24 protein-coding genes and 7 pseudogenes are annotated in these 20,999 nt (G+C 71.0%); 11 read left to right on the top strand and 20 right to left on the bottom strand.

The window, feature by feature from the left end:
• Positions 1–127: 127 nt before the first annotated feature.
• From pyrE to ACFW6P_RS11985, 6 genes are all read right to left on the bottom strand, one after another.
• The gene (gene pyrE, locus ACFW6P_RS12010; protein ID WP_386351801.1) at positions 128–676 is read right to left on the bottom strand and encodes an orotate phosphoribosyltransferase; all 549 of its coding nucleotides are present in this window, start codon (positions 674–676) and stop codon (positions 128–130) included.
• 10 nt (positions 677–686) lie between these two features.
• Positions 687–1,475 (bottom strand): aldose 1-epimerase, encoded by a 789-nt coding sequence (locus ACFW6P_RS12005; RefSeq protein ID WP_386423573.1) that lies wholly within the window; start codon positions 1,473–1,475, stop codon positions 687–689.
• A 303-nt stretch (positions 1,476–1,778) separates the two neighbouring features.
• Positions 1,779–2,690, bottom strand: coding sequence for an SRPBCC family protein (locus ACFW6P_RS12000; protein WP_386423571.1), 912 nt, complete (start codon positions 2,688–2,690; stop codon positions 1,779–1,781).
• A gap of 110 nt (positions 2,691–2,800) precedes the next feature.
• Positions 2,801–4,456 (bottom strand): polyamine aminopropyltransferase, encoded by a 1,656-nt coding sequence (locus tag ACFW6P_RS11995; protein WP_386423569.1) that lies wholly within the window; start codon positions 4,454–4,456, stop codon positions 2,801–2,803.
• Positions 4,457–4,535: 79 nt separating this feature from the next.
• On the bottom strand, positions 4,536–5,126 hold the full coding sequence (locus tag ACFW6P_RS11990; RefSeq protein WP_386423568.1) for a DUF2617 family protein: 591 nt from the start codon (positions 5,124–5,126) through the stop codon (positions 4,536–4,538).
• A gap of 578 nt (positions 5,127–5,704) precedes the next feature.
• Positions 5,705–6,040, bottom strand: coding sequence for a hypothetical protein (locus tag ACFW6P_RS11985; protein ID WP_386423566.1), 336 nt, complete (start codon positions 6,038–6,040; stop codon positions 5,705–5,707).
• Between the two features lie 128 nt (positions 6,041–6,168).
• Between ACFW6P_RS11985 and ACFW6P_RS11980 the strand changes: the two genes are divergently transcribed.
• Complete coding sequence (locus ACFW6P_RS11980; RefSeq protein WP_386351818.1) at positions 6,169–7,365, top strand: pyridoxal phosphate-dependent aminotransferase; 1,197 nt, start codon at positions 6,169–6,171, stop codon at positions 7,363–7,365.
• 236 nt (positions 7,366–7,601) lie between these two features.
• Here the strand turns inward: ACFW6P_RS11980 and ACFW6P_RS11975 are convergent, their stop codons facing one another.
• Positions 7,602–7,994: a type II toxin-antitoxin system VapC family toxin gene (locus ACFW6P_RS11975; protein WP_386351820.1), complete on the bottom strand. Its 393-nt coding sequence runs from the start codon at positions 7,992–7,994 to the stop codon at positions 7,602–7,604.
• Positions 7,994–8,245, bottom strand: a complete 252-nt coding sequence (locus ACFW6P_RS11970) for a hypothetical protein (RefSeq protein ID WP_386351823.1) — start codon at positions 8,243–8,245, stop codon at positions 7,994–7,996. Before ACFW6P_RS11970 ends, ACFW6P_RS11975 begins: the two co-directional genes overlap by 1 nt.
• Here ACFW6P_RS11970 and ACFW6P_RS11965 point away from each other — a divergent pair.
• Positions 8,180–8,500, top strand: a pseudogene (locus ACFW6P_RS11965) (Txe/YoeB family addiction module toxin); the annotation flags it as partial. The gene ACFW6P_RS11970 and the pseudogene ACFW6P_RS11965 overlap by 66 nt on opposite strands.
• Before the next feature lie 96 nt (positions 8,501–8,596).
• A pseudogene (locus ACFW6P_RS11960) lies at positions 8,597–9,037 on the top strand (aminotransferase class I/II-fold pyridoxal phosphate-dependent enzyme); the annotation flags it as partial.
• Between the two features lie 135 nt (positions 9,038–9,172).
• Here the strand turns inward: ACFW6P_RS11960 and ACFW6P_RS11955 are convergent.
• The gene (locus tag ACFW6P_RS11955) at positions 9,173–9,523 is read right to left on the bottom strand and encodes a hypothetical protein (protein WP_386423564.1); all 351 of its coding nucleotides are present in this window, start codon (positions 9,521–9,523) and stop codon (positions 9,173–9,175) included.
• Complete coding sequence (locus ACFW6P_RS11950; protein ID WP_386351826.1) at positions 9,520–10,005, bottom strand: prevent-host-death family protein; 486 nt, start codon at positions 10,003–10,005, stop codon at positions 9,520–9,522. The genes ACFW6P_RS11955 and ACFW6P_RS11950 overlap by 4 nt, the downstream gene beginning before the upstream one ends.
• 81 nt (positions 10,006–10,086) lie before the next feature.
• On the opposite strand from ACFW6P_RS11950, the pseudogene ACFW6P_RS11945 reads away from it, so the two are divergent.
• A pseudogene (locus tag ACFW6P_RS11945) lies at positions 10,087–10,527 on the top strand (aminotransferase class I/II-fold pyridoxal phosphate-dependent enzyme); the annotation flags it as partial.
• A 191-nt stretch (positions 10,528–10,718) separates the two neighbouring features.
• Here ACFW6P_RS11945 and ACFW6P_RS11940 read toward each other — a convergent pair.
• Together ACFW6P_RS11940 and ACFW6P_RS11935 are read right to left on the bottom strand one after the other, a co-directional pair.
• Positions 10,719–10,982 carry a type II toxin-antitoxin system RelE/ParE family toxin gene (locus ACFW6P_RS11940; protein ID WP_363087484.1) on the bottom strand — a complete coding sequence of 88 codons (264 nt, stop codon included), beginning with the start codon at positions 10,980–10,982 and terminating at the stop codon, positions 10,719–10,721.
• Positions 10,975–11,244, bottom strand: coding sequence for a type II toxin-antitoxin system Phd/YefM family antitoxin (locus ACFW6P_RS11935; RefSeq protein ID WP_005483715.1), 270 nt, complete (start codon positions 11,242–11,244; stop codon positions 10,975–10,977). The genes ACFW6P_RS11940 and ACFW6P_RS11935 overlap by 8 nt, the downstream gene beginning before the upstream one ends.
• A gap of 101 nt (positions 11,245–11,345) precedes the next feature.
• On the opposite strand from ACFW6P_RS11935, the pseudogene ACFW6P_RS11930 reads away from it, so the two are divergent.
• From ACFW6P_RS11930 to ACFW6P_RS11910, 5 genes and pseudogenes are all read left to right on the top strand, one after another.
• Positions 11,346–11,786, top strand: a pseudogene (locus ACFW6P_RS11930) (aminotransferase class I/II-fold pyridoxal phosphate-dependent enzyme); the annotation flags it as partial.
• A gap of 149 nt (positions 11,787–11,935) precedes the next feature.
• Positions 11,936–12,193 carry a type II toxin-antitoxin system Phd/YefM family antitoxin gene (locus ACFW6P_RS11925; protein ID WP_037676836.1) on the top strand — a complete coding sequence of 86 codons (258 nt, stop codon included), beginning with the start codon at positions 11,936–11,938 and terminating at the stop codon, positions 12,191–12,193.
• Between the two features lie 10 nt (positions 12,194–12,203).
• Positions 12,204–12,464 (top strand): Txe/YoeB family addiction module toxin, encoded by a 261-nt coding sequence (locus ACFW6P_RS11920; RefSeq protein WP_386351831.1) that lies wholly within the window; start codon positions 12,204–12,206, stop codon positions 12,462–12,464.
• An 85-nt stretch (positions 12,465–12,549) separates the two neighbouring features.
• A complete protein-coding gene (locus tag ACFW6P_RS11915) occupies positions 12,550–12,672 on the top strand; it encodes a hypothetical protein (RefSeq protein WP_386423562.1) in 123 nt (40 codons plus the stop codon).
• A 282-nt stretch (positions 12,673–12,954) separates the two neighbouring features.
• A pseudogene (locus ACFW6P_RS11910) lies at positions 12,955–13,296 on the top strand (aminotransferase class I/II-fold pyridoxal phosphate-dependent enzyme); the annotation flags it as partial.
• 20 nt (positions 13,297–13,316) lie between these two features.
• Here the strand turns inward: ACFW6P_RS11910 and ACFW6P_RS11905 are convergent.
• The 7 genes and pseudogenes from ACFW6P_RS11905 to ACFW6P_RS11875 all read right to left on the bottom strand — a co-directional run bounded on the left by ACFW6P_RS11905 (position 13,317) and on the right by ACFW6P_RS11875 (position 17,070).
• Complete coding sequence (locus tag ACFW6P_RS11905; protein WP_386423560.1) at positions 13,317–13,652, bottom strand: type II toxin-antitoxin system PemK/MazF family toxin; 336 nt, start codon at positions 13,650–13,652, stop codon at positions 13,317–13,319.
• Positions 13,649–14,014: a hypothetical protein gene (locus ACFW6P_RS11900; RefSeq protein ID WP_386423559.1), complete on the bottom strand. Its 366-nt coding sequence runs from the start codon at positions 14,012–14,014 to the stop codon at positions 13,649–13,651. The genes ACFW6P_RS11905 and ACFW6P_RS11900 overlap by 4 nt, the downstream gene beginning before the upstream one ends.
• 83 nt (positions 14,015–14,097) lie before the next feature.
• Positions 14,098–14,853 (bottom strand): annotated as a pseudogene (locus ACFW6P_RS11895) (hypothetical protein); the annotation flags it as partial.
• A 102-nt stretch (positions 14,854–14,955) separates the two neighbouring features.
• Entirely contained in the window at positions 14,956–15,093 is a 138-nt protein-coding gene (locus ACFW6P_RS11890; protein ID WP_386423608.1) for a DUF397 domain-containing protein, read from the bottom strand.
• The gene (locus ACFW6P_RS11885; protein WP_386423557.1) at positions 15,053–15,970 is read right to left on the bottom strand and encodes a Scr1 family TA system antitoxin-like transcriptional regulator; all 918 of its coding nucleotides are present in this window, start codon (positions 15,968–15,970) and stop codon (positions 15,053–15,055) included. Before ACFW6P_RS11885 ends, ACFW6P_RS11890 begins: the two co-directional genes overlap by 41 nt.
• 49 nt (positions 15,971–16,019) lie before the next feature.
• A pseudogene (locus ACFW6P_RS11880) lies at positions 16,020–16,256 on the bottom strand (Uma2 family endonuclease); the annotation flags it as partial.
• Positions 16,257–16,539: 283 nt separating this feature from the next.
• Complete coding sequence (locus ACFW6P_RS11875; RefSeq protein WP_386351847.1) at positions 16,540–17,070, bottom strand: YbjN domain-containing protein; 531 nt, start codon at positions 17,068–17,070, stop codon at positions 16,540–16,542.
• A 230-nt stretch (positions 17,071–17,300) separates the two neighbouring features.
• Between ACFW6P_RS11875 and ACFW6P_RS11870 the strand changes: the two genes are divergently transcribed.
• A complete protein-coding gene (locus ACFW6P_RS11870; protein WP_386423555.1) occupies positions 17,301–17,714 on the top strand; it encodes a hypothetical protein in 414 nt (137 codons plus the stop codon).
• Positions 17,715–17,734: 20 nt separating this feature from the next.
• Here the strand turns inward: ACFW6P_RS11870 and clpB are convergent, their stop codons facing one another.
• A complete protein-coding gene (gene clpB / locus ACFW6P_RS11865) occupies positions 17,735–20,332 on the bottom strand; it encodes an ATP-dependent chaperone ClpB (protein ID WP_386351853.1) in 2,598 nt (865 codons plus the stop codon).
• A gap of 137 nt (positions 20,333–20,469) precedes the next feature.
• Between clpB and ACFW6P_RS11860 the strand changes: the two genes are divergently transcribed.
• Positions 20,470–20,886 (top strand): pyridoxamine 5'-phosphate oxidase family protein, encoded by a 417-nt coding sequence (locus ACFW6P_RS11860; protein WP_386351856.1) that lies wholly within the window; start codon positions 20,470–20,472, stop codon positions 20,884–20,886.
• Positions 20,887–20,999 lie beyond the last annotated feature (113 nt).

The raw sequence follows: 20,999 nt of genomic DNA, 5'->3' as shown, positions 1-20,999 counted from the left end.
TCCTTGTATCTGCGGGTTGGGGTACTGCGGTGTCTCTACGGCCCTGACCTAGACCTTGGGTGCGACGTCATCGTCGGCCCCATCCTTCCAGACTCGGCCGGAAGGTCCAGGCGCGTCCACGCCCTGGTCAGTCGAGGCCCAGCTCGTCCTTCGAGAAGGCGAACAGGTACGGCACCCCGGCGCCCTCCCGGATCTTCTCGGCGGCGCCGGTGGCCCGGTCGACGATGGTCGCGACGGCGACGACCTCGGCCCCGGCCTCGCGCACGGCCTCGACGGCGGTGAGCGGGGAGCCGCCGGTGGTGGAGGTGTCCTCCACCACCAGCACGCGGCGGCCGGAGATGTCCGGGCCCTCGACGCGGCGCTGCAGACCGTGCGCCTTCGCGGCCTTCCGCACGACGAACGCGTCCAGGCGCCTGCCCCGCGCGGCGGCCGCGTGCAGCATCGCGGCGGCGACGGGGTCGGCGCCCATGGTGAGCCCGCCGACCGCGTCGAAGTCGAGCTCCCCGGTCAGGTCCAGCAGCACCTGGCCGACCAGCGGGGCGGCCTCACCGTCGAGGGTGATGCGCCGCAGGTCGACGTAGTAGTCGGCTTCCAGACCCGACGACAGGGTCACCTTGCCGTGCACCACGGCCTTGTCCTTGATCTGCTGCAGCAGCGCGCCGCGTGTGTCCGTCATGGCGCCCAGCTTAGAGGCGGCGCCAGCTCCAGGCCGTGGTGGCCTCCAGCGGCTCCAGGGGCGTGACCAGGCGCGGCAGGGTGTTGAGCCCGTTGGGCGGCCCGGTCTGCGGCTCGACGCACACGGCCTCGCGCTGCTCGTCGTAGACGACGACCCACTCCTCCCGGCCGGTCACCTTCAGCTCCAGCTGCCCGGGCCAGGTCAGGGTCACGTCGACGCCGCCGGGCATGCCGAAGCAGTCGTCCCAGGGGCCGGGCCGCGGGTCGATCCGGTTGCCGGTGGGCAGGTGGTCGTCGCCGCGCTCCTCCTGCCAGGCGGCGTCGAAGCCGAGGCGTACGTCCTCGCCGCCGAGGTTCCGGTTGAACCAGGGGTGCCAGCCGGCCTGCGCCGGGAAGGACGACTCGTACGTCTCGACGGACAGGGTGAGCGTCAGCGCGTCCCCGGTGAGGGCGACGATCTGGGTGACGAGGCCCGGGTAGGGCCAGGGGTCGACCAGCTCGTAGGTGAGGACGGCCTCGTCGTCGGTGGCCCGGGCGGTGCGCCAGGGGTGGTCGCGGACGGTGCCGTGGATGGCGTGCGGCGGCGCGTTCAGCGGCATCTGCCGGACGACGGCGCCGTCCAGGAACCGCCCGTCCCTGATCCGCCCGCACCAGGGCACCATCGGGAAGCAGCCGTACCGCTCCCCCTGCCGCAGCAGCTCCACACCCCCGACCCGAAGCCCTCCGACCCGGCCGCCGTTGCCCGGCTGCACGGTCACCTCCGCGTCACCCGCGGTCAGCGTGATCTCTTCGTCACTCACGGGACGACCCTACTGGGGTGATCAAGAGGGCCTCGGGGACCGGGGGCTCGGCGCGGCCCCCGGGCACCGGCGAGCGCGCGCTCCCCGGCCGCCGTCGGCGAGTGAGCCCCGTGCCGGGGCCCGCGGCATGGGGCCGGCACCCCGCCGTGCACGGCTCCGAGCCACCACCGGCACCCGTGGTACCCGCGCCACCCGGAACCGGCACCCCGCCGTGCACGGCTCCGAGCCACCACCGGCACGCGTGGTGCCCGCGCCACCCGGAACCGGCACCCCGCCCAGCGGCGGCCCGGCCCGGACTCCCGCTCAGCGGCGTCTGCGCAGGGCGCGGACCGCGACGACGGCGGAGGCGACGGCCAGGGCCGCCGCGGGGGCCGCCCAGCGCAGCCGGGCCGGGGTGCTCACCGTCTGCGGCGCGGGTACGGGTGCGTAGCGGCCGCGGGGCGGGGCGTGGTCGACTTCTTCCGCGCTGCGCCCGATCATGGTCCGCCGCGCGTGGGCCGCCTCGGCGACCTCGTCGTCGTCCTCGGAGGACGACGGGTCGGGTCGGAACGCGGAGGGGCGGCCGGGGCCCGGTTCCCGCTCGGTGAGGCCGGCTTCGGAGGTGTCGCCGCCCTCGGCCGCCTCCGGGGCCTTACCGCCGTCACCGTCACCGTCACCGTCGGCCGGGCCGGACGCCGCGTCCGCCGCCGGCGGTGGAGGCGGGACGGGTTCGTCGTCCGCGTCCGGGGTCGTGTCGTGGTTCGTCGTGGCGCGGGGCTCGAAGTCCTGGGTCGCCAGGGACGTCGTCGTCTCCGGCGCGGCCTGGGCGAGGTGCTCCGCGAAACGGTTCAGCAGGCGGGTGACGGCGGCCTCCACCGCGTCCGCCGGGAAGTCCCTGATCCGGCCGTCGGCCGAGGCCGTGCCGTCGAAGAGCAGCGTGCAGCCGTCCTCCGCCTCACGCAGGGCGATCCGCAGCGCGAGCGTGACGGTGCCGCTGCCGCGGACCTCCTCGGCACCGCCCTCGACGCCGTACGCGCCGTCGCCCCGCCGGGACACCCGTACGGCACCCCGGTAGGTGACGGAGTGGCTGCCGACCCTGATCTTCAGCCGGCCGGCGACGGGTTCGGCGCCCGCGTCCTGCTGGAGCCCGGGGACCGCCCGGGCGACCCGCGCGGGGTCGTCCAGCACCTCCCTGAGTCGCTCGGCCGGAACCGGAACGAACACCTCGTGCTCCATGTCGACGGACTCTACCCAGCGTGGGCCTTCTCGCACCCGAGCCTCGGCAATTCACCCGCGATCCGCCCCCACCGGCGTACCTTCCCGGCCCGCCGGGCCGCCGGGCCGCCTCAGTACCGGGGACGCACGAGCGTCGACGCCGGCAGTCCCGCGATCCGCGTCGCCCGGGCCGCCCGCTCGCCCGCCGCCAGGGCCGCGTCCGTGAGGACGGACGGGCGCGGCCCCCGCGGGTCGAGCCGCGGCCGCGGTTCGGTGCGGGCGGCCAGCACGAAACCCCAGTCGCGGGGCGCGCCGGAGCGGTCGGCGGGCGCGCGGTGGGGCCCGGTGGCGAACCCGGCGCGCCGGCCGTCGGCGCGGTAGGGGGCGGTGCGGAAACCCCCCGCGCGGACGGTCGCCTCCACCGTCCAGTACGCGCGCGTGCCGGACCCGACCGGCCCGGCGTGCACCACCAGCCGCCCGCCCGGGGCGAGGACGCGCCGGGCGAGGCCGTAGAACTCCTGCGAGTACAGCTTCGTGCTCGCCGTGATGCCCGGGTCCGGCAGGTCCGAGACGACCACGTCGTACGCCGCCGGGGGCGCGGAGCGCAGCCGGCCGAAGGCGTCGGCGGTGCTCACGCGCACGCGCGGGTCGTCGAACGCGTGCCCGTTGAGCGCGGACAGCTCCGGGTCGGTACGGGCCAGCCGCACCACCTCCCCGTCGAGTTCGACGACGTCGACCCGGTCCACGCCGGGATGGCGCAGCACCTCGCGTGCCGCCAGCCCGTCCCCGCCGCCGAGGATCAGCACCCGCGCGTGCGTCCCGGACATGGCGGGGTGGACGAGGGCCTCGTGGTAGCGCAGCTCGTCCCGCCCGCTGACCCGCAGCCGCCCGTCGAGGAACAGGCCGAGGCTCCGGCCGTCCGTGCCGCCGGTGAGGACGACCTCCTGCACCCCGCTGCGCAGCGCCACCCGTACGTCCCTGCCGTACACCGCGTGCCGCGCGGCCTCTTCGAAGTCGTCGACGAGGACGGCCGCCGAGGCGAGGACCGCGAGCACGACGGCGTTGCCGACCAGCAGCAGCCACCGGGCGCGGCGGGTCAGATCGCGGCGGAACAGCCCGAGGACCAGGGCACCGCCGACGACCGCGTTGACGGCGCCGGTGAGCAGCGCGCCGGTCAGCTGCCCGAGGAGCGGGAGCAGGAGGAAGGGAAAGGCGAGTCCGCCGACGAGCGCGCCGACGTAGTCGGCGGCGAACAGGTCGGCCACGGCCCCGCCCGCGTCCTGGCGGCGGATGCGCTGGATCAGCTCCATCAGCAGGGGCACCTCGGCCCCGATGAGCAGTCCGGTCCCGAGGGAGAAGCCGACCAGGAGGCAGCGCGGCCCCTCGGCCCACGGCCCGCCCCAGTCGCCGGTCCAGGCGAACACGGCGTACAGCGCCATCCCGCTGCACCCGCCGACGAGGGCGAGCGTGGCCTCGACCACGCCGAAGCCGGCCGCGGCGAGCCCGCGCAGCCGCTTCGCGGCGAGGGAGCCGATGCCCATCGCGAAGACCATGACGGACAGCACGACGGACGCCTGTGTGACCGAGTCGCCCATCAAGTACGCGGCGAGGGCGAGGAGTTCCAGTTCGTACACGAGTCCGCAGGCCGCGCAGACGAACACCCCGGCGAGCACCAGGAACCGTGCGGTGCCGGGCCGGACGGGCAGCCGCAGCGGGCCGGTGGGGCCGCCCGGCGCGCTCCGGGGCGGCGGGGAACCGGGCGGGGCGGGCGCGTGCGACTCGATCACGCTGCGACGTTACGTCACGGCCCGGCTGCGGTTCGTCACCCACACGTGTGGCACCGGTTTCCCACGTGCGGCGCCGGTCTCACACGTCTGGTGCCGGTTCACAGGGGCCCGGCGGAGCGGTATGAGGGCGCGTGTGCCGCGCGCCGGGTCTGTGACGGGCGGCCGGCGTCCGCGCGCCCACTCTCGTACGGGTCGTCACCAGTTGCCCTTCCTGCGGGTACGCGTGCCAGGTCCGCCAGTGCACCTGGCCCTCGTGGTGCTGGGCCAGCAGGGCGGTGAAGGCGTGCGGGCTACCGGGGAACACGCCCGCGAGGCCGTGCGGATGGTCGGAGACGAGGGCCAGCAGTTCCTGGGCGCGGCCCGCGAAGGAACCGGGCGAGAGGACCTCGACGCGGGCGGCGAACTCGTACTCCCAGTCGCCCACCCGCTCGGCGACGCCCAGCGGCAGCGGGGTGCTGCTGCCCGGGATGCACGCCACCGTCTCCGAGCAGACGCCCCGCTCCTCCTCAAGCAGGACCTGGTGGGAGGCGCCGAGGAGACGCAACTGAAGTCGGACGCCCGTCAGTTCGAGGTCGAGTGCGGCCAGTGCGGGAAGCGGCTCGCGCCCCAGGGCCCAGGCGAGGTCGGCGGCGCGCGTGTCGGTGTAGGAGGTTTTCAGGGTCGTGAGCATGGATCGGCTCCGCAAGCACACAAAAGGAGAGGGAGGTGGGTCCGTTGCGCCCCGGTCGCACCGGAGGATGTCGGCCCGGTCAGCCCAGTCGGCCGGTCAGGACGTGTCACGTGTCCGCGGGACGTCCGAGGGGCTGCTTCGGTGTTTCAGAGGGAATCATGAACTGTGATGCCGCCACAGCGTTTTTACCCAAGTTCATAGGGTTTCCATCCCTCGGAGGGCTCCACAGCTCACCTGTTCAACTACGGCGTGCGCCGCTGCCGGTGGGGCGTGCGCCGGTGCGCCGTGACGCGCGCCGGGAGCCGCGCCCGATCGACGTCAAGTGTCCCGGCCAAGCCCCGAAAGGCCCGCTCGACGTTCGCAGTTGCCACGCTCAAGCCCGGATACGGCGCTGTGCGGGCCGAGTTGTCCTCCAGCCGTGCGACGGTGCCGGACCACACGCGGATACGACCGACAGGTGTTCGGCGGATCCGCCGTACGGGAACCGCCGGCGCACGGCGGAACGCGGGGCCCGCCCCAGGTGCGGACCCCGCGCTCGGTGGTCGCGGCTTCATCGCCGGGAGACGGCCGGCCTTCGGTCAGCTGCCTCCGCCGCCGCATCCACCTCCACCGCCCCCGCAGGACGAGCCGCCTCCGCAGGACGAGCCGCCTCCGCAGGACGAGGTGCTGCCGCAGGAGCTCCCCCCGTGGTGGCTGTCGCCGGACGACCCGGAGTCTCCGACCCACCAGCTGTCACCACTGCTGCTGCTGTTGCTGCTGTTGCTGCTGTTGCTGCCGCCGCTCGCCCCGGAGGACGCCGCCACCCCGCGCCGCGCCGTCCGCCCGGAGCCACCCGGGCCGCCCCTGCGGGCCAGGGACACCAGCGCCCCCACGAAAAGCACTCCGATCACCGCCAGGATGATGCCGAAGACCATGGCGCCATCCTCCTTCCGTTTCCCCCGAAGCGGCCCCCCGTGGGCGCCTCGCTCTTGCGTGCATCGGTGATGCCCTTCGCCGATCCGAGCCAAAGCAGAGTTGAGGAACTCCAGAGCTTCGGAGCAGGATGACCGGCATGACCTCCAGTGCGCGTCCCCTCCTGAACCGCCGGCTCGCCGAGTTCGGGACGACGATCTTCGCGGAGATGTCCGCCCTGGCCCTGAGCACCGGCGCCATCAACCTGGGGCAGGGCTTCCCCGACACCGACGGCCCCGAGGAGATCAGGGAGGCCGCCGTGCGGGCCTTGCGGGACGGGCGCGGCAACCAGTACCCGCCGGGCCCCGGCGTCCCCGAGCTGCGCGCCGCCGTCACCGCCCACCAGCAGCGGCGCTACGGCCTGTCCTACGACCCCGGCACGGAGGTCCTGGTCACCGCCGGCGCCACGGAGGCCGTCGCCGCCGCGCTGCTGGCCCTGGTGGAACCCGGCGACGAGGTGGTCGCCCTGGAGCCGTACTACGACTCGTACGCGGCGTGCATCGCCATGGCCGGCGGCCGCCGGGTCCCGGTCACCCTGCGCGCGGACCTGGAGGAGGGCCGCTTCCGCCTGGACCTGGACGAGCTGCGCGACGCCGTCACCGACCGCACCCGGCTGCTGCTGGTCAACACCCCGCACAACCCCACCGGCACGGTCCTCAGCCGCGCGGAACTGGCCTCGATCGCCGAGCTGGCGGTGGAGCGCGATCTGCTGGTGGTCACGGACGAGGTCTACGAGCACCTGGTCTTCGACGACGCCGAGCACGTGCCGCTGGCGACGTTCCCGGGGATGCGCGAGCGCACGGTGACCATCTCCAGCAGCGGCAAGACGTTCTCCTTCACCGGCTGGAAGGTCGGCTGGGTTACCGGCGCCCCTGATCTCGTCACCGCCGTCCGCTCGGCCAAGCAGTACCTGACGTACGTCGCCTCCGGGCCCTTCCAATACGCCGTGGCCGAGGCGCTGTCTCTGCCGGACTCGTACTTTGAGGAGTTCCGCGCCGACATGCGGGCCAAGCGCGAGCTGCTCGCGGGCGGCCTGGAGCAGGCAGGGTTCACGGTCTTCCGGCCGGCCGGTACGTACTTCATCACCGCGGACATCAGGTCACTCGGCGAGTCGGACGGTTTCGCCTTCTGTCGTGCGCTGCCCGAGCGTTGCGGGGTCGTGGCGATCCCGAACACGGTCTTCTACGACCACCGCGAGCAGGGCGCGCCCTTCGTCCGGTTCGCGTTCTGCAAACGGGCGAGTGTTCTTGAGGAGGCGGCTTCCCGGCTCAAGGGGCTGGCCGCGTAGCAGCCAACAACCGTACGAGCAAAGGTACCGGCCGCACGGCATCGGCTGCTCCGAGCCGCCGCGCACACACCACCACACCGGAGGAACCACGCAGCGCAACCCGTGACCTGCGCAGACATCGGTCGACGGACCCGTACGTGCCTACGAACTGCGGAACTCAAGTGGCTGATGGCCGTGCGCGGTGGGGGGCTTGCACAGCGTCATGCGTGAGCGGGTGTGCCCGCGATCTGCATGCGTCAGGCTTTGATGACCTCGACGGCGGTTCCACAGAGCAGACTGATGTCCTCAGGGTCGGAGGTGAGGACGGTGACGGGTCTTGGCGCCGAGCGTGCAATGGCCGCGAGGACGGCGTCGATGGCGTACTTGTGGCCGCTGAGGCGGTGGTCGCGCAACAGTGCTGCCGCTTGGTCGGTGACGCTCTTGGTGACGTCATGGACGTCGATCCGGGAAAGTACCCACCGGATGCGGGCGGGGTGGATGCGCTCGTAATCCGCCTCAAGCGTGGTCATGGCGGTCGTGGCCACTCGGATGCCTTCTTCCGAGGCTGCTTGGACGAGAGCCAGAGCGGTGCGGTCCTTGAGGTAGAGCTTGGAGAGGCCCTCGCTGTCGAGGAGGAGCGTGCCGGGCATCAGGCTGCGGCACCGCTCGAGTCGCGCTGATCACGGCGCAGTACAGCGCTGGCCGCTTCGATCTCTTCCCGGGACAGCGGGTCGTTGTCCGTCTCGAAGTCGGCGACGATCTCACGAAGCTTGTCCATGGCCACACGCTGCTCGAGGGCCTCGGCCACGTAAGCGGAGAAGCCGCCTGGACCTACATGGGTACGTGCGGCCTCAGCGAGGTCTTCCGGGAGGCTGATCGAGTACTTCTTGCTACCACTCATAGTCCAGATCCTACCAGAGGTAGCAATGCACTGTCTCTGAAGCCGGGCCGGGCGGATGGCCCGCTCAGTTGGGTGAGCGCCCCGGCCGACAGCCGGCAACTCCCGGGTAGTGACCGCGCTCCCCACGGCAACGAGGGCATCGGCAAACCGGAACCGCTCAAGCACGGATTCCAGGGCTACTGGTCGCGCCGCATAAACGACGAGCACCGGCTGATCTACAAGGCCACCGAGGACGGCGTCCTGATCGCACAGTGCCGCTACCACTACGAAGCTGACGGGACTCAGGGGTCGGGCACAGCACCCTTCTCGCTCCTGACCCGCGCCGCACACAAATGGGTGCGCGAACACGGAGTGGGCTGGGTGACCGGTACCGCGGAACTCGTGACCGCCGTCCGTTCCGCCAAGCAATTCCTGACGTACGTCGCCTCCGGCCCCTTCCAGTACGCCGTCGCGGAGGCCCTGCGTCTGCCGGAAAGCTACTTCGAGGAGTTCCGCGCCGATATGCGGGTCAAGAGGGAACGGCTCGCGGACGGGCTGGAGCAGGCGGGCTTCAAGGTCTTCCGCCCGGCCGGCACGTACTTCATCACCACCGACATCCACCCCCTCGGCGAGACCGACGGCTTCGCCTTCTGCCGCGCCCTCCCCGAACGGGCGGGTGTCGTCGCCATCCCGAACGCGGTCTTCTACGACCACAAAAGGACGGGGGCACCCTACGTCCGGTTCGCGTTCTGCAAGCGCATCGAGGTACTGGCGGACGCGACGGAACGGCTCCGCAAGGCATTCGAGCACTGACCACCGTCATGAGGGGCCTGTGGTGTTCGGCCTTCTCTTCGAATCCAGTCGGCCAGCATCTGCACCGTCTGCCGAGCCGGTGCGCACGTAACCCGCGCACCGGCTCCACCTTCGGCAAGGGCGAAGCACTGGAGGCTATTCGGTGTCCTTCGGGTGTCGCGGGGAGGCGTACACCAGGATCACGGTCGAGGTGTCCGGGCTGACCAGATAGCGGACCCGACCGCCACTGGTGATCTCGTACTCCCACTGCTCCAGCTCGGAGCCCTTCCATTCTCTGGTGGCGTGCCTGCCGCGGAGCTGATGCTGGCGGTTCCAGTTGGCCCGCGACAGCGGGTCGGTGCGAAGGGCCTCCAGGCAGCGATGCGCGTTCGGCAACGCCACCCGGCACAGCTCCTCCCAACCGGTCGCGGCCTCCGTCGTGCCGTGGATGACGTTCCAGCCGCTCAGCGGAGGGACACTGACCCGATCGCCATTCTTCGGGCTCACTCGTGCACCTCGACCGGGCCGAGGTCGATGTCACCTAGCGGACGGAGTGCCTCTCTGAGCTGGTCAGGGTCAGCGTTGATGCGGGCGGTTGCCCGCCACGAGACGATCGCTCGGTGCACAGCCTCCTTGGCACCCAGCTCAGCGGCGTCGGACAGCGCATCGAGGAGCTCGACGGTGAATTCCCGGACTTCCTCGTCATTCAGGTGGCGCACCCACGGGAACACCTCGGGCAACGCGAGCAGAAGCGACCTGATGCCGTCGTCCTGCTTCATCAGAGCAAGGAACAGTCGGGACGCTGTGGTCAGGTTCTCCTCGGTTCGCTCTGCGTGTATGGCCGTGGTCAGCACCATGTCGGGCGCGTCTCGGTGCGTGACCCGCAGGCAGCCCAGGGCGGCGGCCCTCGCGGCGACTGCCTTCGGGTTCCGAGACAGATCGGTGAACGAGACGGATTCCGATTCGGCTACTGGGCGCACGATGCTCATACTCAGACTGTACTCTGACTACACTCTGATTTCTATGGCGAGGCGGCAACCAGCCAGGAAGAATGGGTGCGTGAACACGGAGTGGCCTGGGTTACCGGCGCCCCCGATCTCGTCGCCGCCGTCCGCTCGGCGAAGCAGTACCTGACGTATGTCGCCTCCGGGCCCTTCCAGTACGCCGTCGCCGAGGCGCTCGCGCTGCCCGACAGCTACTTCGAGGCGTTCCGCGCCGACATGCTGGCCAAGAGGGACCTACTGGCGACGGGGCTGGCGGACGCCGGGTTCGAGGTGTTTCGGACGGCGGGCACGTACTTCATCACCACCGACATCCGCCCCCTCGGCGAGAGCGACGGCTTCGCCTTCTGCCGCGCCCTCCCCGAACGGGCGGGTGTCGTCGCCATCCCGAACGCGGTCTTCTACGACCACCGCGAGGCCGGCGCCCCGTTCGTGCGATTCGCGTTCTGCAAGCGCACCGAGGTGCTGACAGACGCGGCGGAACGGCTCCGCAAGGCATTCGCGCGCTGACCGCTGCCCTACAAGGCCGGTCGTCGCGTTCCTCTCCTCGTTGCCTGCTGTGCCTCACACGCCCGGAACGCGCGCCGGAGGCGCCATGAATGGTCGTGGTCAGCACCAGGTCAGGCGCATCCCGGTGCGTACACGCAGGCACCCCAGGACGCTGGATCGGTGCTGAATATTCCGACCGATGTCAGGAGCGCTCAGGTGTCGTAGACGGTGGAGCGATGCCCGACGTGCACGACCCACACCACCAGCTCGCCGTTGTCGATTGTGTAGATCACGCGGTAGTCGCCTACCCGTAGGCGCCGCCGGTCGGGCTGGGAGACGAGGGCCGTGGTGTTGAACCCCATCGGGTCGTTCTCCAGCTCAGCCAGCTTGGCCAAGATGCGGAGGGCCATGTCTCGCGGCACCTTGCGGAGTTCGGCCTGAGCCTCGGCTCGGAAGACGGTGCGGTACTCACTCACTGCGCGCCAGCGTCTCCCTCATGATGTCCTCGATCGGGATGCCGGGTGCCGGGTTGGTCATGCGCTCGTCGATGATCCGGTTGATCTCGCGCTCTTCCCACTCCTGGTACTTGCGCAGCACCTCGATGGACACCACGGCGGCGACCTGCTTGCCGCGCCGGGTGATGACGGTAGGTACGTCGTCCCGGTCGGCCCGCTCCACGACCTCGGCCAGGTGTGCCCGGACATCGCGGATCGACTCTATGGGCATGGGCTGCGTCATGCGCCCAAGGGTACCGAGTGTCTCATGTGTACACAACAGCTCACTGTCTCTCGAGTCTGCAGCCCCGTGGGCCCTCACGCGAATCAGTGCGCGAACGAGGCGTCGGCCGGGTGACGGGGTCCCCGGAGCTGGTCACGGCGGTGCGCTCGGCGAAGCAGTACCTGACGTACGTCGCCTCCGGCCCGTTCCAGTACGCCGCGGCCGAGGCCCTGGCCCTCCCCGACACGTACTTCGACGGCTTCCGCGCCGACATGCTGGCCAAGCGGGACCTGCTGGCGGCGGGGCTGACGGACGCGGGCTTCGAGGTGTTCAGGACGGCCGGCACGTACTTCATCACCACCGACATCCGCCCCCTCGGCGAGAGCGACGGCTTCGCCTTCTGCCGGGCCCTGCCGGAGCGCGCCGGGGTCGTCGCCATCCCGAACGCGGTCTTCTACGGCCACCGGGAGGCCGGCGCCCCGTTCGTGCGGTTCGCGTTCTGCAAACGCACCGAGGTGTTGACAGACGCGGCGAAACGGCTCCGCAAGGCATTCGCGGCCTGACCTGCGCCCCGCGGGGCTGGTCGACGCGTCCCCGCCGCCTATCACGCCTCGCCCGCCCGGCGCTTTCGGGCCGGAGGCCGTCCTTTCCGCGCTTGCCGGACCGACAGGAACGGACGTACAATTTTCTGTACGTGAAAGGAGGGTCGACTGTGAAGACCATGACGTACTCCGAGTCGCGCGCACGGTACGCCGAGGTGCTCAACTCCGTCACCGACGACCGTGAAGAGGTCGTCATCACCCGGGCCGGACACGAGCCGGTCGTCATCGTCTCCCTCGAGGACTACGAGTCCCTGAAGGAGACGGCGTACCTGCTGCGCAGTCCCGCCAACGCCCGGCGCCTGCTCGCGTCCATCGACGAGCTGGAGAACGGCGGCGGCACCGTGCGCGAGCTGGCGACCGACGAGTAGGGGCCGCGGGTTGAAGATCACCTTCTCTTCCCGCGCCTGGGAGGACTACCTGTGGTGGCAGCTTCAGGACCGGAAGACCCTCAAGCGCATCAACACGCTCATCACGGACATCACCCGGAACGGCAACGAGGGCATCGGCAAACCGGAACCGCTCAAACACGGCTTCCAGGGCTACTGGTCGCGCCGCATCAACGACGAGCACCGGCTGATCTACAAGGCCACCGAGGACGGCGTCCTGATCGCCCAGTGCCGCTACCACTACGAAAGCTGACGGGGCTCGGAGGCCGGGCACAGCGCCCTCCTCGCAACCGACCGGCGCCGCACACGGACCGGTGCGCGAACACGGAGTGGGCTGGGTGACGGCCGCGCCCCCGCCGGCCTCGGCCGTGCGCTCGGCGAAGCAGCACCTGACCTACGTCGCCTCCGGCCCGTTGCAGTACGCCGTAGCGGGTTCCCGGCTCACATCGCTGTCCGCGTGACAGCCGACTCACTCACGGACATGAGCACCCCGAGCAGCCGGTAGCAGTGGCTGCTTACCGTGCCGGGGCCCTTCCTCAGCGTGCGTCCGACTCGGTCTCCGGGCGCGGGAGTTCGTCGAGGTCGAGGGTAGAGGTGCGGCCGTCGGCCAAGGGGATGGGGAGCTTGCACCGTGCCGTACCTGTGCGTGTGCGCCGCGATGTAACCGGTGCCGGTCGGCTGGGTGTGGAGGACGACTTCCTGGGCGTACGGGTCAACGACCAGGTAGATCGGGATGCCGTAGCGCGATCGCCGAGGCGCCGTCGCTGCCGGTCTCGTACTTCGAGGACTTCCGCGCCGACGTGCTGGCCAAGCGCGACCTGCTGGCGGCGGGCCTGGCGGAGGCCGGTCTCCGCGTCTTCCGCCCGTCGGGGACGTACTTCGTCACGACCGACAACCGCCCGCTCGGCGAGACGGACGGCTTCGCCTTCTGCCGCGGCCTGCCGGAACGCGCCGGGGTCGTCGCGATCCCCAACGCGGTCTTCTACGACCACCGTGAGGAGGGCGCCCCGTTCGTACGGTTCGCGTTCTGCAAGCGGACGGGGGTGCTGGAGGAGGCGGTGAAGCGGCTGGGGGCGGCGTTGTAGCGTTCCTCGGCCGGCGACGCCTACGCCAGCCCGAGGATCACCCGCACGCGCTCTTCCACGCGTCGCATCTCGCTCGGAGCGAGCAGGCCGAGACGTCGCCGAAGTCGGGGCTTGTCCACGGTGTGCAGGTCCGTGCAGTTCACGTAGGACTCGTCGTACGTGGTGACCCCGCAGTCGGGACCGATCGGAGCGTGGGTGGAAACGGGTCCTGGTGTCCCCGTGATCACGGCGACGGTCACCGCCGTCGGCGGTTCGGCGATCCGGTTCACCGTGAGGACCACGACGGGCTGGGGGCCGATGGGGCCGGGAAGAGCGCACCCCCACACCTCGCCCCGCAACGCCGGGCCGGTGTTCACCACTCGGTCTCGTCCGCTGCCGCCGGTTCTTCCGCCGTCGCGGGCACGACACCCTCGGGAGCCGGAGCCTGGGCGCCTCGGTAGACGTCACGGATGTCCCGAGAGGCGGCGACCTCGGCCGCCTCGCGGAAGAGGAGCCGTAGTCCTTCGCGCAGGGCGTCGGAGAGCGAGTGCAACCGCAGGGTCTGCATCACCTGCTGCAGATCCGCCATCTCATCGGGGCGCAGCCGTACCTGGGCCACGCTGGTCGCACCGCTGTCACCCTGCTTCCGGCGCGCCTGCCGGGTCTGGGCCGCAGCAGGGGAGCGTCCTTTCGCCGGAACCCCCGTGGTGCGGCTCTTCTGCTCCGCCTTCGAGGCCATCCCGACCTCCCCTCGTGTATGACAGATGTAGTACATCCGGTGTCGTCCGCTCCAGGCGGGTCAAGCGTCTCTGAGTCGTCCACTCAGGCTGCGGCGCTGAGGTCTCTCCCCCGTCGTCGGCAGTCCCTGCAGTGTCCGGGCTCCGACGCGCGGAAGGCGCGTTCGCAGCCGTCGCAGGTCTGGAAGGGCAGGACGGCCGGGCGCTCGGCCGACGATGGGGGCGGTGGCGCGGGGAGAGGGGTCTCGCGGAGACGGAAGGCCAGGACGCTCGCCGGGCGGGCCCGGAAGCGGTCGGGGAGCCGCAGGGTCAGCAGCTCGGTGATCTCGCGGGGTCCGACTCCGGCCGCCAGCCACTCGGCGACCGCCGGGGCCAGTCGGGCGGCCTCCTGGGCGGACAGGACGAGACGCGGGTCGACCCGGCGCAGGGCGGTCAGTACGGCGACCGCCTCCGGGTCGGCGTCGGCGAGGGCGGGCGCGGGGCCTTCGGGCCCGTCAGGGCCGCTCGTCGGCGGGGCGGCAGGGGGCTCGGTCTCCTGGACGACCGGCGGCTTCCGGGGTCCGGGCGGGCGGGGCGGGTCGTCGGGGTCCCGGCCGCCCGGCACGTCGTAGAAGTACGTCCGGGTGCGGATGTGCCCGGAGGGCAGTCGCTCGCGACGCCGCTCCAGGTATCCGGCCGCTTCCAGTTCCCTCAGCGCACGCGAGATGAGGATCTCGCCCTCGCTGAAGTGCGCGCAGAGGGCGGTGATGCTCACGGGGGTGCCGTCGGGCAGGGAGGCGATGTACGCCGCGACGCCGATCGTGACCGCGCTGCCGCGCCGCTGCGCGAGGGCGTTGGAGAGCCACGGGAGGGTGGGTGGGCGGGGGGTTCTGTCCCCGGTTCTTTCCGGAGGTCAGCGGCCTACCGGACCCTCACGGACCAGGGCCCGGTCGGCCCGGCTGCCTCACGTACGGGGGTGCGGCCCGACCTTCAACTCGCCTATGAAGGCGGTCCAGGCGGCGGCGTCGAAGCAGAGTGTCGGACCGTGCGGGGCCTTGCTGTCACGGACGGGGGCGACGGCCCCTCGGAACCCGTCGGCCACCTCCACGCAGTTGCCGCCCTCCTGATTGCTGTAGCTGCTCCTGCGCCAGGCGGCGCCGGTCAGATCGGGACGGGACGTTCGCTCCACGGTGGTTGTCCTCCATCACGGATCGGATCATGTCGAGCGACATGAGCGGCGGCAGAGCTGCCGCCCGGAGCCGATCGTAGGTCAGCGCCAAATCCCTGACACCGTCCGGATCCTCGATGAGTTGCCCGTGGTGAGCGCCTTCCGTGTAGGCGATCTCCGAGCCGTCCGGCATGGTGAGCAAAGTCAGCGAGCCACCCATCACATCGTGCTCACCCTGGTCGAACGGCATCACCTGCACGGTGATGTGAGTTTCCGCCGCGTCCCCAAGCAGCCGCGCCAACTGCTGTCGCATCACGGCGTGACCGCCGACCATGCGCCTGAGCACTGCTTCGTCCAGGACAACCCACAGCTCGGGCCGTTCCGGCCCATTAAGGCGCTCCTGTCGTCCCATGCGAAGGGCGACTCGCTCTTCCAACTGTTCCTTGCTTCCGAGCGTGCGACCGACACTCAGCACCGCTCGCGCGTAATCCTCGGTCTGCAACAAACCCGGCACCACATGAGCCGCATACTCGCGCACGGCCACCGCCCGCTCCGAGTACTCCATGAACTTCCGCGACCAGTCCGGAAACGCCTCCCGGTACACGTACGGCCACAGCTCGACCAGGAGTTGGTCCGCCCCGAGCGCCGCGTCCAGCGCTCGCGCCAGTTCCAGCGTCGGTTTCGCCCCCGACGCCCGTTCGATCTGGGTGATCCGCGTACTCACCACGTGCACCCTGGCGCCGAGTTCGGCCTGGGTCAGTCCGGCTGCCGTACGGAGTCTGCGGACCCGCGTGCCGAACAGTGCGGCCATGCAGGACGACCTCCTGGGCGTACGGGTCCACCACCAGGTAGATCGGGATGCCGTAGCGGCCGTACTTCGCGGTGCAGTCGTCGTAGTCCTTGCGCGCGGAGGAGGTCGAGACGACCTCGGAGATGAGCAGGACGTCCTCGAAGCTGTAGCGCTTGCCCTCCTTGCGGGCGTCCTCGCGGAGGATGGCCAGGTCGGGGGCGGAGTTCTCGTCGGCGGGGAAGTCGATGTGGACGTCGGAGGTGACCTTGGCGTGACGGCCGAGGGCGAGAGCGGAGTCGATCTGCATCGACCTGATGGTGCTGGAGTGCTCCTCGCTCTGCGGGGTCATGATCACCTTTCCGTCGGCCCCGAACAGCACCGTGTACCCCTTGGGGAACTCGGTGTTCACCATGGCGTCGACGCTCATGGACGGCTCCTTCCCGTGTGTGGCCAGAATACGGCGGAAAGCACCGCTTCACCGAGTCCGGCAGATGCGCAGGCACGGCCCCCGGAAAGACAAACGGCGCGTGCAGCGCGTACGCACCTGCCGTACGCGCCGACGCGCCGTGAGAGGCCCCGGTCGGGAGGGCCTACTCCTCGTCGTCCTCGGGCTTCTCCGCCTCGTTGATCTCCTGTTCCAGGCCGAGCTGCTCGACGAGCCACTTGTCGAACTCGATCGCGGCGCGCACCCAGCTGACCGTGGAGGAGACGAAGTGCTCCAGGCTCACGCCCATGCCGATCAGCATCTGGGCCTCGCCGATGAGGCGGACCGTGCCGTCGTCGTGGGTGTGGCTGTAGACCTTGGGCCAGAGGGTCCGGCGGTTCCAGTCGTCGATGGACTCCAGGAGCTGCGGCTTCAGCTCGATCCCGTGGGGCCGGTCGTAGAACGTCCGCACGGAGAAGATCTGCTGGTCTCCCTCTCCACGGAACATGAAGTAGGTGCGGAACTGCTCCCACGGCGCCGCGAGGTCTCCCTCGTCGTCGACGACGTATTTGAGCTCCATCTGGTCGAGGAGCTGCTTCACGAGGTCCTGATCCGGGACGACGGGGCCCGCCGGTCCTTGCGGCTGCGGCTCGGGCTGGCCCCCGAAGTTCGGAATCGAGGACGGGTCGATGGTCACCGTGATTTTCCCTTCGTACGGATTCCGCCATCCTCCCCCATGCGGGGAGGGGGGTGGCAAGCCCCGACAGGCCCTGTCAGCCCACGGCTGACAGGATCCGGTCAGCGGCAACCTCCGAGTGCCCGCAACCGTCCTCCTGAACAGCGAAAGGGAGGCGACGATGGACATGCGGGAAGCCGTGGGGGGGCCGTACCCGGTGGGGGCTGCTCCTGCCGTTCCTGGCCGCACCGGTGCTGGTCCTCGGTCTCCTGGTCGCGGGCATCACCCTGTGGGCCTACTCGGACGACCAGGACGACTCCCGCACCGGCGGGGCGGCGGCCGTGCCCTGCACCGAGGCCCTGGCCTTCGGGGCCGCCGAGCGGCCCGCGCACGCAGACGCCCGGGACTGCGCGGTGCAGCGGGGCATCGACACCGCGTACACGGCGGTGCTGCGGATGCCGCGCGGGGAGGTGGCCGGCTGGCTGCGCGGCACGTACCCGGACGCGCCGAAGCCGCGCTCGGGCGGCTCCTGCGGGGCGCTGTGCCTGGACGTGACCAGCGGGAACGGCCTGCCGGGCACCGCCGAGGCGCACGTGGTGCAGGTGCGGGTGGAGTACGAGAACGCCGAGACGGCGCGGGTGCGCTTCTCGGCGTTCACGATGTGATCCGGTGACGTACGGCCGCCCTACAGCGTCTTGCCCGAGGCCGGCCCCACCAGCAGTTCGTCCCCGACGCGGTCGACCCGGACCGTGTCACCGTCCTTGATCTCCCCGGAGAGGATCTCCCGGGCGAGCCGGTCCCCGATGGCAGTCTGGACCAGGCGCCGCAGCGGCCGCGCCCCGTACGCCGGGTCCAGGCCCTCCTCCGCGAGCCAGGCCAGGGCCTCGGGCGTCACGTCCAGCGCGAGCCGCCGCTCGGCCAGGCGGCGGGCCAGGCTGCGGATCTGCAGCTCGGCGATGCGCTCCAGCTCGGGCTTGGTCAGCGCGGCGAAGACGACCAGGTCGTCCAGGCGGTTGAGGAACTCCGGCTTGAAGGAGCTGCGGACCACCTCCAGCACCTGCTCCTTCTTCTCCTCCTCGCTGGTGATCGGGTCGACCAGGAACTGGCTGCCCAGGTTCGACGTGAGGACGAGGATGGTGTTGCGGAAGTCGACCGTCCGGCCCTGGCCGTCCGTGAGGCGCCCGTCGTCGAGCACCTGGAGCAGGATGTCGAAGACCTCGGGGTGGGCCTTCTCCACCTCGTCCAGCAGGACGACGGAGTAGGGGCGCCTGCGCACGGCCTCCGTGAGCTGGCCGCCCTCCTCGTAGCCGACGTATCCGGGCGGCGCGCCGACCAGCCGGGCCACGCTGTGCTTCTCGCTGTACTCCGACATGTCGATGCGGACCATCGCCCGCTCGTCGTCGAAGAGGAAGTCGGCGAGGGCCTTGGCCAGCTCGGTCTTGCCGACGCCGGTCGGGCCGAGGAAGAGGAAGGAGCCGGTGGGCCGGTCGGGGTCGGAGATGCCCGCCCGCGAGCGGCGGACCGCGTCCGACACCGCCCGGACCGCCTCGGTCTGCCCGATGAGCCGCTTGCCCAGCTCGTCCTCCATCCGCAGCAGCTTCTGCGTCTCGCCCTCCAGGAGGCGCCCGGCGGGGATGCCGGTCCAGGAGGCGACGACGTCGGCGATGTCGTCGGCGCCGACCTCCTCCTTGACCATGGTGTCCTTGGCGGCCTCTTCCTCGGCCTCGCTGGCGGCCTCCAGCTCCTTCTCCAGGGCCGGGATCTCGCCGTAGAGCAGCTTGGAGGCGGTGTCGAAGTCGCCGTCGCGCTGGGCGCGCTCGGCCTGGCCGCGGATCTCGTCGAGGCGTTCCTTCAGCTCGCCGACGCGGTTGAGGGACTGCTTCTCCTTCTCCCAGCGGGCGGTCAGGCCGCGCAGCTCCTCCTCCTTGTCGGCGAGGTCGCGGCGCAGCTTGTCCAGCCGCTCGCGGGAGGCGGCGTCGGTCTCCTTGACGAGGGCCAGCTCCTCCATCTTCAGCCGGTCGACGGCGCGCTGGAGCTCGTCGATCTCGACGGGCGAGGAGTCGATCTCCATGCGCAGCCGGGAGGCGGCCTCGTCGACGAGGTCGATGGCCTTGTCCGGCAGGAAGCGGGAGGTGATGTACCGGTCGGAGAGCGTCGCGGCGGCGACCAGCGCGCTGTCGGCGATCTGCACCTTGTGGTGGGCCTCGTAGCGGCCCTTGAGCCCGCGCAGGATCGCGATGGAGTCCTCGACGGTCGGCTCGGCGACCAGCACCTGCTGGAAGCGCCGCTCCAGGGCCGGGTCCTTCTCGATGCGCTCGCGGTACTCGTCGAGCGTGGTGGCGCCGACCATGCGCAGCTCGCCGCGCGCCAGCATGGGCTTGAGCATGTTGCCGGCGTCCATGGCGGAGTCGCCGCCGGCACCGGCGCCGACGACGGTGTGCAGTTCGTCGATGAAGGTGATGATCTGGCCGTCGGAGTCCTTGATCTCGGCCAGGACGGTCTTCAGGCGCTCCTCGAACTCGCCCCGGTACTTCGCGCCGGCGACCATCGCGCCCAGGTCGAGGGCGACGAGCCGCTTGTCCTTCAGGGACTCGGGCACGTCCCCCTTGACGATGCGCTGGGCGAGGCCCTCCACGACGGCGGTCTTGCCGACGCCGGGCTCACCGATGAGGACCGGGTTGTTCTTCGTGCGGCGCGAGAGGACCTGCACGACCCGCCGGATCTCCTGGTCCCGCCCGATGACGGGGTCGAGCTTGCCGTCGCGCGCGGCGGCGGTGAAGTCCGTGCCGAACTTCTCCAGCGCCTTGTACTGCCCCTCGGGGTCTGCTGTGGTCACCCTGCGCTGGCCTCGCGTCTTCTGGAAAGCGGCTTGGAGTTTCCCGGCGTCGGCGCCCTGCTTCGACAGCACCTCGCCGGCGGCGCCGCCCTTCGCGGCGATGCCGATGAGGAGGTGCTCGGTGGAAAGGTACTCGTCCCCGAGCTCCTTGGCCCGGGCCTGCGCGTCGGCGACGACGGCGAGCATCTCGCGGTTGGGCTGGGGCGGCGCCACGGTCGAGCCGGTGACGCTGGGCAGCCCGGCGAGCACGCGCTCGGCTCCGGAGCGGACGGCGGCCTGGTCGGCGTCGACCGCGGCGAGCAGGTCGGTGATGTTCTCGTTGTCCTGCCCCTGGAGCAGTGCGAGGAGCAGGTGGGCGGGGGTGAGGTCGGGGTGCCCCTCGGTCACCGCCCGGTTGCTGGCAGCGTTGATCGCGTCCCGGCTCCGGTTCGTCAGCTCGGCGTCCACGTTCGCGTTCTCCTCCTTGCGTGCAGCTGTGCGCCACGTCCCGTCGGGCCCTCAGCACTGACCCGGTCAACGTGCACAAAGTTGAGTCTATTCCACTCAAGACGGATTCGGGGAGGCGCAGGGGTTAAGTTCCGGGCATGGCGACCAAGTACTCCGTGGACCCCGGCGCTCCCGACCCGGCCTATCTCGGCTTCTGGCGGGAACGGCATGTGTGCACCCTGACGACTCCCCGCCCGGACGGCACTCCGCACGTGGTGCCCGTCGGCGTCACCTACGATCCCGAGAACCGTCTGGCTCGGGTGATCGCCAACGGGGCGAGCGCGAAGGTGCGCAACGTACGGGCCGCCGGCGAGCAGGGGGCGGCGGTGGCCGTCTGCCAGATGGAGGGCCGGCGGTGGGCGACCCTGGAAGGCCGGGCGTTCGTGCACGGCGATCCGGAGCGGGTAGCAGAGGCGGTGCGGCGCTACGCGGAGCGCTACGGCAGGACGCCGTCGCCCAATCCGGCGCGTGTGGTGATCGAGATCCAGCTGACGCGCGCGATGGGCCGAGGTTGACCGAAGTGAACATCCACACCGGTGATCGGCTGGTTCCGGCCACTCCGGAACCGGGCCGATAGCCGGAGATATCACGCGAAACTGCAGCGGCGTCACCGTGTTCAGGTCACGGA

Origin of the sequence: Streptomyces sp. NPDC058741 (genome assembly GCF_042746715.1) — a bacterium.
Lineage (GTDB): Bacteria > Actinomycetota > Actinomycetes > Streptomycetales > Streptomycetaceae > Streptomyces.
This window is presented reverse-complemented; position numbering and strand designations above follow the sequence as displayed.

What these genes read in the sequence shown, in the direction of transcription:
- ACFW6P_RS11935 (WP_005483715.1), bottom strand. Translation starts at nt 11,244, where the DNA reads ATGACGCAGCCCATGCCCATAGAGTCGATCCGCGATGTCCGGGCACAC.
- ACFW6P_RS11950 (WP_386351826.1), bottom strand. Translation starts at nt 10,005, where the DNA reads ATGAGCATCGTGCGCCCAGTAGCCGAATCGGAATCCGTCTCGTTCACC.
- ACFW6P_RS11860 (WP_386351856.1), top strand. Translation starts at nt 20,470, where the DNA reads ATGGCGACCAAGTACTCCGTGGACCCCGGCGCTCCCGACCCGGCCTAT.
- ACFW6P_RS12000 (WP_386423571.1), bottom strand. Translation starts at nt 2,690, where the DNA reads ATGGAGCACGAGGTGTTCGTTCCGGTTCCGGCCGAGCGACTCAGGGAG.
- ACFW6P_RS11900 (WP_386423559.1), bottom strand. Translation starts at nt 14,014, where the DNA reads ATGGCCTCGAAGGCGGAGCAGAAGAGCCGCACCACGGGGGTTCCGGCG.
- ACFW6P_RS11980 (WP_386351818.1), top strand. Translation starts at nt 6,169, where the DNA reads ATGACCGGCATGACCTCCAGTGCGCGTCCCCTCCTGAACCGCCGGCTC.
- ACFW6P_RS11990 (WP_386423568.1), bottom strand. Translation starts at nt 5,126, where the DNA reads ATGCTCACGACCCTGAAAACCTCCTACACCGACACGCGCGCCGCCGAC.
- ACFW6P_RS11975 (WP_386351820.1), bottom strand. Translation starts at nt 7,994, where the DNA reads ATGCCCGGCACGCTCCTCCTCGACAGCGAGGGCCTCTCCAAGCTCTAC.
- ACFW6P_RS11885 (WP_386423557.1), bottom strand. Translation starts at nt 15,970, where the DNA reads ATGGCCGCACTGTTCGGCACGCGGGTCCGCAGACTCCGTACGGCAGCC.
- pyrE (WP_386351801.1), bottom strand. Translation starts at nt 676, where the DNA reads ATGACGGACACACGCGGCGCGCTGCTGCAGCAGATCAAGGACAAGGCC.
- ACFW6P_RS11970 (WP_386351823.1), bottom strand. Translation starts at nt 8,245, where the DNA reads ATGAGTGGTAGCAAGAAGTACTCGATCAGCCTCCCGGAAGACCTCGCT.
- ACFW6P_RS11985 (WP_386423566.1), bottom strand. Translation starts at nt 6,040, where the DNA reads ATGGTCTTCGGCATCATCCTGGCGGTGATCGGAGTGCTTTTCGTGGGG.